Source organism: Mycobacterium sp., from assembly GCF_049673265.1.
Classification (GTDB): domain Bacteria; phylum Actinomycetota; class Actinomycetes; order Mycobacteriales; family Mycobacteriaceae; genus Mycobacterium.
In genome coordinates, this window is record NZ_JBATXN010000276.1 from 1 (window position 1) to 15,151 (window position 15,151).

The 15,151-nt window shown below is 66.1% G+C and carries 15 protein-coding genes and 1 pseudogene; 10 read left to right on the forward strand and 6 right to left on the reverse strand.

Annotated elements, in window-relative coordinates; genetic code table 11:
- The 4 genes from WBF82_RS09580 to WBF82_RS09595 all read left to right on the forward strand — a co-directional run.
- A partial coding sequence (locus WBF82_RS09580) for a VWA domain-containing protein (RefSeq protein ID WP_424382807.1) occupies positions 1-956 on the forward strand: 956 nt, incomplete at its 5' end.
- A 65-nt stretch (positions 957-1,021) separates the two neighbouring features.
- The gene (gene fabG1 / locus WBF82_RS09585) at positions 1,022-1,777 is read left to right on the forward strand and encodes a 3-oxoacyl-ACP reductase FabG1 (protein ID WP_424382808.1); all 756 of its coding nucleotides are present in this window, start codon (positions 1,022-1,024) and stop codon (positions 1,775-1,777) included.
- A 26-nt stretch (positions 1,778-1,803) separates the two neighbouring features.
- On the forward strand, positions 1,804-2,613 hold the full coding sequence (inhA, locus tag WBF82_RS09590) for an NADH-dependent enoyl-ACP reductase InhA (protein WP_424382809.1): 810 nt from the start codon (positions 1,804-1,806) through the stop codon (positions 2,611-2,613).
- A gap of 6 nt (positions 2,614-2,619) precedes the next feature.
- Complete coding sequence (locus tag WBF82_RS09595; protein WP_424382810.1) at positions 2,620-3,657, forward strand: ferrochelatase; 1,038 nt, start codon at positions 2,620-2,622, stop codon at positions 3,655-3,657.
- On the opposite strand, the gene WBF82_RS09600 is transcribed toward WBF82_RS09595, so the two are convergent.
- Positions 3,654-4,511 carry a hypothetical protein gene (locus tag WBF82_RS09600; protein WP_424382820.1) on the reverse strand — a complete coding sequence of 286 codons (858 nt, stop codon included), beginning with the start codon at positions 4,509-4,511 and terminating at the stop codon, positions 3,654-3,656. The genes WBF82_RS09595 and WBF82_RS09600 overlap by 4 nt on opposite strands.
- Before the next feature lie 58 nt (positions 4,512-4,569).
- Between WBF82_RS09600 and WBF82_RS09605 the strand changes: the two genes are divergently transcribed.
- Genes WBF82_RS09605 through WBF82_RS09615 form a run of 3 tightly spaced genes read left to right on the forward strand, consistent with a single transcriptional unit; the run spans position 4,570 to position 6,524 of the window.
- Positions 4,570-5,004, forward strand: coding sequence for an NfeD family protein (locus tag WBF82_RS09605; RefSeq protein ID WP_424382811.1), 435 nt, complete (start codon positions 4,570-4,572; stop codon positions 5,002-5,004).
- 25 nt (positions 5,005-5,029) lie between these two features.
- Complete coding sequence (locus tag WBF82_RS09610) at positions 5,030-6,166, forward strand: SPFH domain-containing protein (protein WP_424080233.1); 1,137 nt, start codon at positions 5,030-5,032, stop codon at positions 6,164-6,166.
- 1 nt (position 6,167) lies between these two features.
- Positions 6,168-6,524 carry a DoxX family protein gene (locus WBF82_RS09615; protein ID WP_424382812.1) on the forward strand — a complete coding sequence of 119 codons (357 nt, stop codon included), beginning with the start codon at positions 6,168-6,170 and terminating at the stop codon, positions 6,522-6,524.
- On the opposite strand, the gene WBF82_RS09620 is transcribed toward WBF82_RS09615, so the two are convergent.
- Positions 6,525-7,007 (reverse strand): nitroreductase family deazaflavin-dependent oxidoreductase, encoded by a 483-nt coding sequence (locus WBF82_RS09620; protein ID WP_424382813.1) that lies wholly within the window; start codon positions 7,005-7,007, stop codon positions 6,525-6,527. It abuts the gene before it with no gap.
- A gap of 83 nt (positions 7,008-7,090) precedes the next feature.
- Here WBF82_RS09620 and WBF82_RS09625 point away from each other — a divergent pair, with 83 nt between their 5' ends.
- On the forward strand, positions 7,091-8,509 hold the full coding sequence (locus tag WBF82_RS09625; protein ID WP_424382814.1) for an MFS transporter: 1,419 nt from the start codon (positions 7,091-7,093) through the stop codon (positions 8,507-8,509).
- A 300-nt stretch (positions 8,510-8,809) separates the two neighbouring features.
- On the opposite strand, the gene WBF82_RS09630 is transcribed toward WBF82_RS09625, so the two are convergent.
- Genes WBF82_RS09630 through WBF82_RS09645 form a run of 4 tightly spaced genes read right to left on the reverse strand, consistent with a single transcriptional unit; the run spans position 8,810 to position 12,395 of the window.
- Complete coding sequence (locus WBF82_RS09630) at positions 8,810-9,571, reverse strand: TVP38/TMEM64 family protein (protein ID WP_424382815.1); 762 nt, start codon at positions 9,569-9,571, stop codon at positions 8,810-8,812.
- A 57-nt stretch (positions 9,572-9,628) separates the two neighbouring features.
- The gene (locus WBF82_RS09635) at positions 9,629-10,204 is read right to left on the reverse strand and encodes a NifU family protein (RefSeq protein ID WP_424382816.1); all 576 of its coding nucleotides are present in this window, start codon (positions 10,202-10,204) and stop codon (positions 9,629-9,631) included.
- Positions 10,201-12,114 (reverse strand): ferrous iron transporter B, encoded by a 1,914-nt coding sequence (gene feoB / locus WBF82_RS09640; RefSeq protein ID WP_424382817.1) that lies wholly within the window; start codon positions 12,112-12,114, stop codon positions 10,201-10,203. The genes WBF82_RS09635 and feoB overlap by 4 nt, the downstream gene beginning before the upstream one ends.
- Entirely contained in the window at positions 12,111-12,395 is a 285-nt protein-coding gene (locus WBF82_RS09645) for a FeoA family protein (protein ID WP_424382818.1), read from the reverse strand. Before WBF82_RS09645 ends, feoB begins: the two co-directional genes overlap by 4 nt.
- Before the next feature lie 179 nt (positions 12,396-12,574).
- Here WBF82_RS09645 and mutA point away from each other — a divergent pair.
- A pseudogene (gene mutA / locus WBF82_RS09650) lies at positions 12,575-14,461 on the forward strand (methylmalonyl-CoA mutase small subunit).
- Between the two features lie 5 nt (positions 14,462-14,466).
- The coding region (locus tag WBF82_RS09655) for a methylmalonyl-CoA mutase family protein (protein WP_424382819.1) at positions 14,467-15,151 on the forward strand (685 nt) is incomplete at its 3' end.

The following is a 15,151-nucleotide window of genomic DNA, read 5'->3' on the forward strand; positions in this document are numbered from 1 at the left end:
GGTTTTTTCTGTTCCTGCTTGTCGTATTGGCGCTGCTGGCGCTGTACATCATCGTCCAGGTGGCCCGGCATCGCCGGATGCTGCGGTTCGCCAACATGGAACTGTTGGAAAGTGTGGCGCCCAAGCAGCCCACCCGATGGCGGCACCTGTCGGCGATCCTGTTGGTCGCCTCGTTGGTGCTGTTCACGATCGCGATGGCCGGCCCAACCCACGACGTCCGGATTCCGCGCAACCGTGCGGTCGTCATGCTGGTCATCGACGTTTCGCAGTCGATGCGGGCCACCGACGTCGAACCCAACCGGATGGCCGCGGCCGAAGCGGCTGCCAAAGAGTTCGCCGGGGAGCTGACCCCGGGCATCAACCTCGGGTTGATCGCCTACGCCGGAACGGCGACGGTTCTGGTGCAGCCGACGACTAACCGGGACGCGACCAAAGCGGCGCTGGACAAGTTGCAGTTCGCCGACCGCACAGCCACCGGGGAGGGCATCTTCACCGCGCTTCAGGCCATCGCCACTGTGGGCGCGGTGATCGGCGGCGGCGACACTCCGCCGCCGGCGCGGATCGTGTTGTTCTCCGACGGCAAAGAGACAATGCCGACCAACCCGGACAACCCCAAAGGTGCGTTCACCGCGGCGCGCACCGCCAAGGACCAAGGTGTGCCGATCTCCACGATCTCATTCGGTACGCCGTATGGCTTCGTGGAGATCAACGGCCAACGCCAGCCGGTGCCCGTCGACGACAGCACGATGAAGAAGGTGGCCGAGCTGTCTGGCGGCAACCATTACGGCGCTTCTAATCTGCAGGAGCTCAAACAGGTCTACGCGTCGCTGCAGCAGCAGATCGGTTACGAGACGATCCGCGGCGACGCCAGCGTGGGATGGCTGCGGCTGGGTTCGCTGGTTTTGGCGCTGGCCGGGCTGGCTGCTCTGCTGATCAACCGGCGCCTGCCGACCTGATCCTTGCGTTTGTTCCGGAGCCGGGCGATTTCAGCCCCGCCGCGCCCAGCCGCTAAGTTGACGGGGTGACTGACGCAGCCACCGAGCTCGCCGCCGACGGCGGCAAACCCGCATTTGTGTCCCGTTCTGTCCTGGTGACGGGCGGAAACCGGGGGATCGGTCTGGCGATCGCACAGCGGCTGGCCGCCGACGGCCACAAGGTGGCCGTCACGCACCGCGGATCTGGGGCGCCCGAGGGGCTCTTCGGCGTCGAGTGTGACGTCACCGACAACGCCGCCGTCGATCGCGCCTTCAAAGAGGTCGAGGAGCACCAGGGTCCGGTCGAGGTGCTGGTGTCCAACGCTGGGGTTTCGGCGGACGCGTTTCTCATCCGGATGACCGAGGAGAGGTTCGAGAAGGTCATCAACGCCAACCTCACCGGCGCGTTCCGGGTGGCACAGCGGGCATCGCGGAGCATGCAGCGAAAGCGGTTCGGCCGAATGATCTTCATCGGTTCGGTCTCCGGGAGCTGGGGTATCGGCAACCAGTCCAATTACGCGGCCTCCAAGGCCGGCCTGATCGGCATGGCCCGCTCGATCTCGCGGGAGCTGTCGAAGGCCGGGGTGACTGCGAACGTGGTGGCACCGGGCTACATCGACACCGAGATGACCCGCGCGCTGGATGAGCGGATTCAGGCGGGGGCACTGGAATTCATCCCGGCCAAACGGGTTGGCACCGCCGCCGAGGTCGCCGGGGTGGTCAGCTTCCTGGCGTCCGAGGATGCCACCTACATCTCCGGTGCGGTCATCCCGGTCGACGGCGGCATGGGTATGGGCCACTGAGTACAACCACGGCATAAAGGACGGACATGGCAGGACTGCTGGACGGCAAACGGATTCTGGTCAGCGGAATCATCACCGACTCGTCGATTGCGTTTCACATCGCCAAGGCGGCCCAGGAAGCGGGGGCGCAGTTGGTGCTGACCGGGTTTGACCGGTTGCGGTTGATTCAGCGCATCGCCGACCGGCTGCCGGAGAAGGCACCGCTGATCGAACTCGACGTGCAGAACGAGGAGCATCTGAACTCGCTCGCCGAGCGGGTGACAGCCGAGATCGGCGCGGGCAACAAGCTCGACGGTGTAGTGCACTCGATCGGCTTCATGCCGCAGACGGGAATGGGCATCAACCCGTTCTTCGATGCGCCGTATGAGGATGTGTCCAAAGGCATTCACATCTCGGCGTATTCGTACGCTTCGCTGGCGAAGGCGCTACTGCCGATCATGAACCCCGGCGGCTCGATTGTGGGTATGGATTTCGACCCGACCCGGGCGATGCCCGCCTACAACTGGATGACGGTGGCCAAGAGCGCCCTGGAATCGGTTAACCGGTTCGTCGCGCGCGAGGCGGGCAAATTCGGCGTCCGCTCCAATCTAGTTGCCGCGGGACCGATCCGGACGCTGGCGATGAGCGCGATTGTGGGTGGCGCACTCGGTGACGAGGCCGGCGCCCAGATGCAGCTGCTCGAGGAGGGCTGGGATCAGCGCGCTCCGATCGGCTGGAACATGAAGGACCCCACACCGGTCGCCAAGACGGTGTGTGCCCTGCTGTCGGAGTGGTTGCCGGCTACCACCGGCACGATCATCTACGCCGACGGCGGCGCTAGCACCCAGTTGCTTTAGACGGCAATGGAATTCGACGCGGTCCTGCTGCTGTCGTTCGGTGGGCCCGAAGGGCCCGAGCAGGTAAGGCCGTTTCTGGAGAACGTCACTCGCGGTCGCAATGTGCCTCCCGAGCGCCTTGATGCCGTCGCCGAGCACTACCTGCATTTCGGCGGGGTGTCACCGATCAACAGGATAAACCGGGCGCTGGTCACCCAACTGCAAGCGGAGTCGGACCTGCCAGTCTATTTCGGCAACCGCAACTGGCAACCCTACATCGAAGACATCGTCGCGACCATGCGCGACAACGGTGTTCAGCGCGCGGCGGTGTTCACTACGTCGGCGTGGAGCGGTTATTCAAGCTGCACCCAGTATGTCGAGGACATCGCCCGGGCCCGCCGAGCAGTCGGCCCTGGTGCACCCGAACTGGTCAAACTGCGGCCCTATTTCGACCACCCGAGCCTCGTGCAGATTTTCGCCGACACCATCGGCGCGGCCTCCGGCGCCCTGCCCGCCGAGCTGTTCGCCGACGCTCGTCTGGTATTCACCGCGCATTCCGTCCCGGTGGCCGCCGACCAGCGCTGCGGTCCGCAGCTGTACAGCCGCCAAGTCGCTTACGCCGCAAGGCTGATCGCAGCGGCAGCCGGTTACCACGATTTCGACCTGGCCTGGCAGTCGCGATCGGGTCCGCCGCACGTTCCATGGCTGGAACCCGATGTCGCCGACCACCTTTCGGCATTGGCCGCAACGGGGGTCAAAGCCGTGATCATCTGCCCGATAGGTTTTGTTGCCGATCACATCGAGGTGGTGTGGGATCTCGACCAGGAGTTGCGATCTCAGGCCGAGGCAGCAGGCATTGTGTTGGTGCGGGCCGCCACCCCTAATGCGCACCCGCGCTTCGCGCGAATGGCGGTGGACCTGATCGACGAATTGCGGTATGGCCGTGCGCCTGTCCGGGTCAGCGGACCCGATCCGGTGCCGGGCTGCGCGGCCAGCACCAACGGCGAGCCGTGCGCTCCGCCGCACTGTGTCGCCGAGGAACCCACTGATCGGTCGGCGGGCTAGCCGCGCCAGGCTGCGCACAGAATCGCACTGAGCGCGGCCATTCTCGCCGATCGCACCACAGCGGCCAACGGACGCAGCGCGTCGGTGGCGATCTGGGCCTCCGACAACGACTGCGTCCCGATCCGGGTAAGCCCCGCGCTGACCGTGATGATCGCGTCGACATGAGCGGCGTTCTCCAGCACCCGCAGAGCACGCGACGGCGCAGGCTCGGGAACTTGGTGCTGCCGCGTGGATTCCAACAGCTGCTCGACCAGCCCGCGCGGATCGTCGACGTCGGCGCCGGTGGACCCCAGCCCGATTGCGGTGAGCGCGTCGGCGGCTGAACGCACCGCCAATCGGAGGGCGTATTCGGCCTGGCCCAGCTCGGTATCGTCGACGACCGGAACCTCCGGCAGTGAATAGACGGTCCAGGACAGCGCACATAATTCGGGCACAACGTGTTCGTGGTCAGAGTCGTCGTACCCGAATTCGGGCACCAGCGCGACGGCAACGCCGGGATCGTCGGGATTGCTGACAATCACCGCTTCTCCAGCGGCCAACGCGTCTCGTTCGAACTGGGTGCCCGCCGCCAGCCCGCGAACGTCGCCGGGAACGGGCAACACCACCTTGATCGATGGTGCGCCCGTCGACGGCCGACCGGCAGCGGTGCGCAGCGTCTGTAGCAGCGACACCGCGCCCGCGTCGTTCACGTCCGGCCACGGCAATCCGGTGTGGCCCGCCGCGACCGCATCGTATGCGGTAACCGATTGTATTGGTGCCCAACAGGATAGCGCGTCGAGGACGTCGTCGGGCGCGGCCTTGCCGGCAAGCCAGGCGTTGGCCCAGACCGAGAGCGTTGCGCTGGGGCACCACATGGTTTCGCAGTCTAGTTGTTCGGCGTGAGCAAGGCTGATCACGCGATATCCTGGCGGCATGCCTGCGGCCCTGATCTGGCTGATCGTCGCGTTCGGGCTGGCCGGTGCCGAGGCGCTGACTGGCGACATGTTCCTGCTGATGCTCAGCGGCGGTGCGCTGGCCGCGGCGGGATCCAGTTGGCTGCTGGACTTGCCGATCTGGGCCGATGGGGCGGTATTCCTGGTAGTTTCGGTGCTTCTGGTGGTACTGGTCCGGCCGCCGTTACGGCGACGGCTGACCCCAGCGAAGGGTCTGCCGACGGGGGTCAAGGCGCTGGAGGGCAAGAGCGCGCTGGTCCTCGACCGGGTCGCCCGAGATGAAGGTCAGGTGAAGGTGGACGGCCAGGTGTGGACGGCGCGGCCCATGAATGAAGGCGACGTCTTCGAACCCGGCGATCGAGTGACCGTCATGCATATCGACGGGGCCACCGCGGTGGTCTGGAAAAACACGTAAGCCCTCTTGAGCAATAGGAGGAACTGTGGTTGCTGGTCTGGTATTTCTTGCTGTTCTGGTGGTGTTCGCGGTCATCGTGGTGGCCAAGTCGGTGGCGCTGATCCCACAGGCGGAAGCGGCGGTGATCGAACGGCTGGGCCGATATAGCCGCACAATCAGCGGGCAGCTAACCCTGCTGATTCCGTTCATAGACCGGGTCCGCGCCCGGGTGGATTTGCGCGAACGCGTGGTGTCATTTCCGCCGCAGCCGGTGATCACCGAGGATAACCTGACCCTCAACATCGACACCGTGGTCTATTTCCAGGTCACCAGCCCGCAGGCCGCGGTCTACGAGATCAGCAACTACATCGTGGGTGTCGAGCAGCTCACCACCACCACGCTGCGCAACGTCGTCGGTGGGATGACTTTGGAGCAGACCCTGACGTCCCGCGACCAGATCAACCAACAACTGCGCGGTGTGCTCGACGAGGCCACTGGCCGTTGGGGACTGCGGGTGGCACGCGTCGAGCTGCGCAGTATCGACCCGCCGCCGTCGATCCAGGCGTCGATGGAAAAGCAGATGAAGGCCGACCGGGAGAAGCGGGCGATAATCTTGACCGCCGAGGGCGCCCGGCAGGCGGCGATCACACAGGCCGAGGGGGAGAAGCAGTCGCAGATCCTCGCCGCCGAAGGCGCCAAGCAGGCCGCGATCCTGGCGGCCGAGGCCGACCGGCAGTCCCGGATGTTGCGGGCGCAGGGCGAACGGGCCGCGGCCTACTTCCAGGCGCAGGGCCAGGCTAAGGCGATCGAGAAGACGTTCGCCGCGATCAAGGCCGGCCGGCCCACCCCGGAGATGCTGGCTTACCAGTACCTGCAGGTCTTGCCGCAGATGGCGCAGGGCGAAGCCAACAAGGTGTGGCTGGTGCCCAGCGACTTCGGCACGGCGTTGCAGGGATTCACCAAGCTGCTGGGCGCTCCCGGCTCCGACGGGGTGTTCCGGTATCAGCCATCGCCGGTCGATGACGCGCCCAAGCACTCCGCCGACGATGACGACGCCGAGGTCGCCGACTGGTTCTCCACTGAAACCGACCCGGCGATTCTCCAGGCGGTGGCCAAGGCCGAGGCAGACGCGCGCACGCCGGTCGAGGGCACCTTGCCGCCACCGTCGCAGCTGAATCAGTGACGTGGGCGCATTGACTTCGCCGAAAACCTATGCGGCGCTTGCCGCTTTTCAGGCCGGTGATGCGGTCGCCTGCGCGATCCCGCTCCCGCAAATCACCAAAGCCCTTGACCAGTACGGTGTTCCACCGAACATCCGGTGGATCCTTCCGGTCGCAAAGGCCGCCTCGGCGATCGGCTTACTGTCGGCTGGCCGAACTCCGGCATTGGCGCGATTGACTACGGCGATGCTGACGGTGTACTTCGTGCTCGCGGTGGGCGCCCACATTCGCGTTCGCGACCGAATCGTCAATACCCTTCCGGCGGCGTCGTTTCTGGCCACCTACGCGGTGCTGACGGCCAAGGGGCCAAACGCCGATTAACTACAGTCGCAGCTCGACGATCGGCAGCGGTGTATCGGTCTCGGTGATCGGGCTGCCGAGGGTGCGCTCCAACACGGGCCGAAATCGCTCCCAGGCCTGCGGATGCGCTGCGATGTACGCGCCAAGCGCGCGGTCTGCTTCTTGCGGGTTCAGAATCCGCGCGGTGGCCGGCACGGGCGCGCGGCTTCCGGTATAGACCCGTACCCGCGGGTTGGCCTTGATGTTGCGGAACCACTGGGCTTTGGCGCCGAAGCCGGACGCGACGACGTAGCTGTCCGGCGTGGGATGGTCGACGACCTCGAGGACGACATGGCGCCGGACGCCAGATTTGCGGCCGATGTGCTCCAACATCAGCAGTCGCGAACCGAACACTGCACCAGCGCGCGCTTTAAAGATCCAGATCGGAGCCCGCATCAGCGGGCGCGAACGCAGGATGCGCGCGCCCACTGCGGCGAGCCGCGACGGCGGACGTGTGGTGGACATAATGCCTCCTTGTTGTCGGTGCTTCTCGCGGGATTGATGACTAAAGCATTGCCGCGTGGACGTAGTGGGTATGTCCCCTCCCGATGAACAATGCACGCGGCGGAACAGGTACCCGCCGCCGTCGCCGCCGCAAATGGACTCGCGCCGACATTCGGGTCGTCGACGCAGACGTGGCGCGCCATGCAATCGCGGGTACCGCGATCGGCAACTTCATGGAGTGGTACGACTTCGGGGTCTACGGCTATATCGCCACCACGATTGCGCAGGTGTTCTATCCCGGCAACAGCGTCAGCGCCGTTCACCTCATCGCCACGTTCGGGACGTTGGCGGCGGCATACGTCGTGCGTCCGCTCGGCGGGTTCATCTTCGGTCCGCTCGGTGACCGCATCGGGCGCAAGCGGGTGCTGATGATCACGATCATGTTGATGACGGTAGGCACCACGACGAGCGGTCTGCTGCCCGGCTACAGCGTCATCGGCATCTGGGCGCCGATCCTGCTTGTCGTCGCGCGGGTCTTCCAAGGCCTGTCGACCGGCGGTGAGTACGTCGGGGCGATGACCTACTTGGGTGAGCAGGTCCCCGACCGCAAGCGGGGCATGATGGTCGGGTTCTTGCCGATGGGCAACCTGGTTGGGTTCGTGCTTGCCGGGCTGATGGTGACCGGGCTGCAAACCTGGCTGCCGAGCCACGACATGCTGATGTGGGGCTGGCGGATTCCGCTCTTGCTCAGCGCGCCATTCGGCGTTGTGGCCATCTATCTACGGCTGCGCCTCGCGGAATCCGCGGCCTACCAGAAAGTCGGCGTCAGCGGGAGTACATCGAATGTGCTTGATCTGCAACCTTTTTGGCGTACGCTCGTCCAGCAGTGGAGAGCCATGCTGATTTGCGCGGCTCTTGTGGTCACGTCCAGCGCGGCGGACTTCATGCTCACCGGATACTTGCCGACCTACCTCAAGGTGGTCGTGCGCGTCGGCCACGCCGCTGCGCTCGTGATGATTACCGCCACGTTGATGTTTCTCATGGTCGTTTTGGTGTTCGTCGCCTGGCTGTCCGACCACATCGGCGTCAAACCGATCATGTGGACCGGCTGCGGCCTGCTGATAGCGGCATCGATTCCCGCATTCCTGCTCATCCACTCCGGCGGCGGCTATCTGGTGATCTTCATCGGTGTGCTGTTGATCGGGCTGATGGAACTGTGCTTCGACGCAACTTCCCCGGCCATGCTGCCGGCGCTGTTTCCCACCGAGGTGCGCTATGGGGCGCTGGCCGTTGCCTACAACATCTCCTTATCGGCAGTTGGCGGCTCCACCCCGCTGATCGCCCAATCGCTGGTGTCCGGGACCGGCAACGCGATGATGCCGGCATACATGCTGATCGTCGCGGGGTTGGTGGGGGCGGTGACGCTCCCGTTCACGCCGGAGGTGGCAGGTCGGCGGCTACCGGGATCAGCGCCCGCGGTCGAGACAGAACAGGAGGCCCGCGAACTGGTTGCCGACGACTAGAGGCGTTAGGGCTGCTGAGCAGGTCCAGCGGGTGCGGTCGGGTGGCACTGCGGCGGGTATGCCGGCTGTCCGCCGCCACCTCTCGGACTGCCGGGCCCGACGCGCCCGTATGGCCAGCATGGTCGGTGGGCCGGAGCCGGCGGCTGAGTTGGAGTTGGTTGGCAGTCCGCGCATGGCGGGGCCGGGTCCAACGGGACGGCCCCGACTGGTGCGGACGTCAATGCAGAGATGCCGAGCCCGGCGGCGACGGCGGCCGCGGCGGCCAGGCGTCTCAGGTACATCTTGTCGCCTCCCAGACTTTCAGCACGCGGACGCCGGCTCGACGGCTGTATCGGTTTCCGCTACGGGTGCACCTTTATGCCGCCGGTGGTGCTGAATCTCGTAGGCCAACAGGGCAATCCCGACGATGCCGGTGCCCAGCGACACCAGAAACAGCAGCGGGCTGACGTGGCCGGTGAGCGCGTCGCCGAGGATCACCACGGCCGCCGTGCCGGGCAGCACACCGGCCAGCGTCGCCAATGTGTAGGGCCACAGCCGGATCGCCGACGCGCCGGCGGCATAGTTCAGCACCGAGAACGGCACCGCGGGAATCAACCGAAGCGACATCACCGAAACCCAGCCGCGGTCGCGCAGCCGGGCGTCGACCGTCTCCACAGCCTGGTGGCGCACCAGGCGACTGAGTTGCCAGCCGGCCGCACGGACCAGCACCAGCGCGAGCACCGCGCTGGCCGTGCTGGCCACCACCGCCAGAGTTACCCCGAGCACCGGGCCGAACAGCAGACCGGCGGCCAACGTGAACGCAGTCCGGGGAAACGGGAACACCGTCACCACGATGTGGGCAGCGAGGAAGGCCAGCGGGATCCATGGACCCGCCTTCGTCGCCCAGTCCCGAATCTGCACCGCCGTGGGAAGCGGAACCAGTAGCGCCACCGCGATCAACACCGCCGCTAGCAATGCGGTCGCGACCATCCGCCGCTTGGACACCTGGCGTGCCGCCGCAACGACTGCAGCGGCCAGGCCGCGCGGCGCGTCAACAAATCTGCCGGTGGCGTGCGTCGTCACAATGCTCAAGAGTACGGGTCTCGGTCTCCGGCGACGTCTACCGCAGTGACAAAAGTCTCAGCGAACAAATAACGACAACAGCTTCTTGGCCAACGGCATTGCCGCGCTATTTTCGGTGCAAACCGTGACGTGTGGGCCGGCCCGCCGGCGCAGTTCTCGCTGCAGCCTGTCGTGGAGGGTGGAGCTCGCCGCCGCGCAGCCATGGCAGGCGCCCAACATCCGAACGGTCACGGTGTGACCGACCACTGACACCAACTCGATGGACCCACCGTGCGATTCGGCGAGCGTGCCGATCGGGCCAGCGAGCAACTCCGTGGCGATCGCCGTCAGCTGGTCGGTGTCGTCCGAGGCGTCGACCCGCCAACCCGCCGGGTCCAGCAGTGCGTCGGTGAGCGCTTCGCGGACGTCATCGCCGAGCTCTCGCCAACGGTTGCCGGCGCTGAGTGTGATCAGCACTTGTCCTTGGCCCAAGCCGGTGCGGATGACCATCTCGTCGATCACCCCGCCGTCAAGCAAGGCGCCGAGACGGCCAGGAGCCTGGCGGACGGGGCCTGCGGGCGGCAGCCGGTCGGCGGCGATCACCCAGCGCAGCTGTTGGGGGTCGGCGGTGGCCGTGGCGTGAATCGGAATCATGCGCCTAGGCCTACCGCAATCGACCGGGCAACAAACGCCATCACCCACGCCAGCGCAAACATGTAGGAAAACGCGAAGGCCGGCCACCGCCACGAGTTGGTTTCGCGTCGCATCACCGCGACGGTCGACATGCATTGCAACGCAAACATGAAATAGACCATCAGCGCGATGACGGTCGGCGCCGTGAACACCCGGCGGCCGTGATCGTCGGTCATGGTGGCCAACGCTTCGCGCGGGTTGGCCGGATTGGTGGCCGCCGACACCTGGCCCAGAGTGGAGACGAACACTTCGCGCGCCGAAAGCGAGCCGACGAGGGCGACATTGGTGCGCCAATCGAAGCCCAGCGGTTGAAATACCGGCGCGACAGCTTTGCCGACATCGGCGCCGTAGCTGTGGTTCATGACGTAGGCGCCCGCGTCGGTCGGGGGCAGGCCCTTGGTTTCGGCCTCGCGGAGCGGCAGATTGAGCAGTGCCCACAAGATCAAGGAAGTGCCCAGGATGATGGTTCCCGCCTTGCGCAAGAACACCTTGGCCGCACCCCACATGGCGGCCACCAGGACCGTCAGCGACGGGAATCGATACGGCGGAAGCTCCATCGTGAACGGCAACAGATCGCCCCGCAGGATCGTCGACTTGACCAGCGACGCGGCGATCAACGAAGAAGCGCCGCCGCCCAGATAGAGCAGAAACATCGTGACACCTTGGGCGCTCAGCCCCCACCAGTGCGTTTGCGGTGACACCAGCAGACCGATCAGCAACGTGTACACCGGCAGCCGAGCCGAGCAGGTCATCAACGGCGCCGTGACGATGGTGGCAATCCGGTCGCGCGACGACGGCAACGTCCGGGTGGCCATAATCCCCGGGATCGCGCAGGCGAACGACGACAGCATCGCGACGAAGGCGCGGCCCTCCAGCCCCGTCTTGGCCATCACCCGATCCATCAGGAACGCTGCCCGCGACATGTAGCCGATGTTCTCCAGCAGCGCGATCAGCAAGAACAGCAACACGATCTGCGGGATGAACTGCAGCACAGTGCCGACCCCGCCGATAATCCCCTGGCCAAGCAGCCCGCGGAGGACGGGATTACCGATGTGCTCGGCAACCTGCCGGCCCAGCCAGGTCAGCCCGCCGCTGATGCCGTCCCGCAGCGGCGCAGCGATGGTGAACAGGGCTTGAAAGAAGCAGAACATCACCCCAAAAAACGCCACCGTGCCCCAGAGCGGGTGTAGCAGCACCCGGTCGATCCGGGCGGTGCGCCGATCCGGTTGCGGCGCAACGTAGTCGGCCGCGTCAAGCACCGATCGCCCCCACGCGTCGACGGCGTTTTGGTCGGCCGGGGGGAGCACCGGCGGGCGTTGCCACCGGTCGAAGGCCCCCAACTGCGCCCGCAGCGCGTCGATGCCCGATCCGTGGTGCGCGACGACTGCCGTTACCGGGATGCCCAGCGCCGTCGACAATGCGTCGACGTCGATACTGCCGCCGCGAGAAGCTAATTCGTCGCTCATGGTCAGCGCCAGCAAGCACGGCAGATCTAGCCGTAGCACCTGGCCCACCAGCATGATCGAGCGACGCAGCGTGGTGGCGTCGGTGACCAGGATCAGCGCGTCGGGGCGGTCGATCTCGGGGTATTCGCCGGCCAGCAGGTCGGTCACCACCTGCTCGTCGGGGCTGATTGGGTCCAGGCTGTAGGTGCCGGGCAGATCTTCCACGGCGATCGTCACGCCGCCGACTTTGGTGGCGCCGACGCTACGCCCGACAGTGACGCCCGGATAGTTGCCGGTCTTCGCGCGCAACCCGGTCAGGTGATTAAAAACACTGGTCTTGCCGGCGTTCGGGCTGCCGACCAGGGCGATCCGCCGAGCACCGGCGACGGCGACCGGCGCGGCAGCGGCGTCATGGCACGCGGTCATCGGTCCGGTTCGGGGACGACAACGATCAGCTGCGCTTCCCGGCGGCGCAGGCACAGTTCGGTATCTTGAACCCGGTAAATGGTTGGATCACCAAGCGGCGCGCGACGGATCACGTCGACTTGGGCCGAAACTCGAAAACCTAACTGTCCCAACCGATTTGCTACCACTGCGGTAGTATGCGGCAGCGTGCCCACTACCGTTGCCCGCCGCCCCGGCGGCAACTGGGCAAGCACGATCTCCGACGTGGATTGATCGCGCGTGCGCCGCGTCCGAGTCCGCATTATCGACCTAACGTTAACCGCTCTTACCGAAGTAAGGTACACCTAACTTACGCAGGCCGTCGGTGCTTCCCGGGTGTCCACCGGTCGCCTTTTGGGCGTCGCTGACCATCATTTAGCCTGGTGATCAAGTGGCAGGCCCAGCGTTGGAGCCGCCACATGCTGCGACAAAGGAGCCGCCGGTGTCAGTCGATGTGTCCGCTGCGCCCGCCGACCCCGCCCAGGGGCGCGCCCGATGGCGCACGGCGGTGGCCGGGGTGCTGGCCAAGAGCACGCGGCGGGATGCCGACTAGCTGGGGCCCGAGCCCGAGCAGCTGCTCGACAGCCCGACCTATGAGGGCTTCGCGATCCGCCCGCTCTACACCGCCCTCGACGAGCTGCCGGAGCCGCCGCTGCCGGGCGAGTGGCCATACCTGCGCGGTGGCGATGCGCTGCGCGACGTCAAGTCCGGATGGAAGGTCGCCGAGGCGCTTCCGGCCACCCCGGTGGCCGGAGTCGCGGCCGAAGACGTCAACGCGGCGGTCCTTGCCGGGCTGGCCGAGGGGGTCGGCGCGCTGCTGATCCGAGTAGGCGAGTCCGGTGTGGGCCCCGGGCAACTGGCGAAGGTGCTCGACGGCGTCTATCTGAGCATGGCGCCGGTGGTCCTCGATGCCGGTGCCGACTACCGGGCGGCGTGCGACGCCATGCTGGGGTTGGTGGCCGAGGTCGAACCCGACCAGCGCCCGACGCTCTCCGTCGACCTGGGTGCAGACCCGCTGACCGCCACGCTCAGCGAGCGTCCGACCGCGGCGCTGCAGGAAGTCGTCGGCGTCGCCAAGCGAGTGGCCGGCAGCCATGGGGTGCGGGCAATCACCGTCGACGGACCCGCCTTCCACAACCTGGGCGCCAACGCCACGTGGGAACTCGCCGGCAGTGTCGCGGCCGCGGTGGCCTATCTTCGGGCGCTCACCGAGTCCGGCCTGCCGGTCGCCCAGGCTCTGCGTCAGATCAGTTTCCGTCTGGCTGCCGACGACGACCAGTTCATGACGACAGCCAAAGTGCGGGCCTTGCGCCAATTGTGGGCGAGGGTCGCCGAGGTCGTCAGCGAGCCCGAAGCTGGCGCGGTGGTCGTGCACGCCGAGACGTCGTTGCCGATGATGACCCAGCGCGACCCCTGGGTGAACATGCTGCGAACCACGTTGGCCGCGTTTGGCGCTGGCGTGGGCGGCGCCGACACCGTGCTGGTGTTCCCGTTTGACGTGGCAATTCCAGACGGATTCCCGGGCATGGCCACCAGTTTCGCGCGCCGGATGGCCCGCAACATTCAGCTGCTGCTGCTCGAAGAGGCGCACGTCGGCCGGATTCTGGATCCCGCGGGCGGATCATGGTTCGTCGAGGACCTGACCGAACAGCTGGCCCAGCAGGCCTGGCAGCATTTCCAGGCCATCGAAAAGCACGGCGGGTTCGCCGAGGCGCGTGACTACATCGCCGACCGGATCGGCGAGATCGCGGCACGGCGCGCCGACGACGTCGCGCATCGTCAGACTGCCATCACCGGCGTCAACGAATACCCGAACTTGAGCGAACCTGCGCTGCCGCAAAATAATTCGCAGCATTCACCGCTCGCGGCCGGCCATCTGATGCGCTATGCCGCCGCGTTCGAAGCGCTGCGGGACCGCTCCGATGCCTACCTGGCCCGCACCGGTTCACGACCGCAGGCGCTGCTGTTGCCGCTTGGCCCGCTGGCCGAGCACAACATCAGGGCCACGTTCGCGGCGAACCTGTTGGCTTCCGGCGGCATTGAGGCGGTCAACCCGGGAACAGTCGACGCCAACGGTGTTGCTAAGGCGGTTGCCGATGCCGGTTCGCCCGCGGTGGCGGTTATCTGCGGCACCGACAACCGCTACCACAGCGAGGCGGCGGTGATCGTCGAGGCGGCCCGCCGCGAAGGAATCTCACACATCTGCCTGGCCGGGCCGCAAAAAGCGGTAGCGGAGACAGACGCCAACCAGCAACCCGACGAGTTTCTGACCATGAAAATCAATGCGGTAGAAGCTCTTTCCAGCCTGCTAACCCGGTTAGGGGCGTAGCGAAGATGACGACCACCGCGCCTGTTGTGGGCAGCTTCTCCGATATCCCATTGCACAGCGAGCGCGCCGTGCCGGCGTCGACCGAAGCCGCAGTCGAAAAGCATATTGCCGCAGCGGCGGACGCACACTTGTATACGCCCGACCAGCTGGTCTGGCACACGCCGGAGGACATCGCGGTCAAACCGGTGTACATCGCCGCCGATCGCTCCGCTGTCGAGGCTGAAGGCTATCCGTTGAACACATTTCCCGGTGAGCCGCCCTTCCTGCGTGGGCCCTACCCGACGATGTATGTCAACCAGCCGTGGACAATCCGCCAGTACGCGGGTTTTTCCACTGCCGCGGAGTCCAACGCGTTCTACCGTCGCAACCTCGCCGCCGGGCAGAAGGGTCTCTCGGTCGCCTTCGACCTGGCTACCCACCGCGGCTACGACTCCGACCATCCGCGCGTTCAAGGTGACGTCGGAATGGCCGGTGTAGCAATCGATTCCATTCTCGATATGCGGCAGCTGTTCGACGGCATCGACTTGTCCACGGTATCGGTGTCGATGACCATGAATGGCGCTGTGCTGCCGATCCTGGCGCTGTACGTCGTCGCCGCCGAGGAGCAGGAGGTGCCGCCGGAAAAACTGGCCGGCACCATCCAGAACGACATCCTCAAAGAGTTCATGGTGCGCAACACCTATATCTATC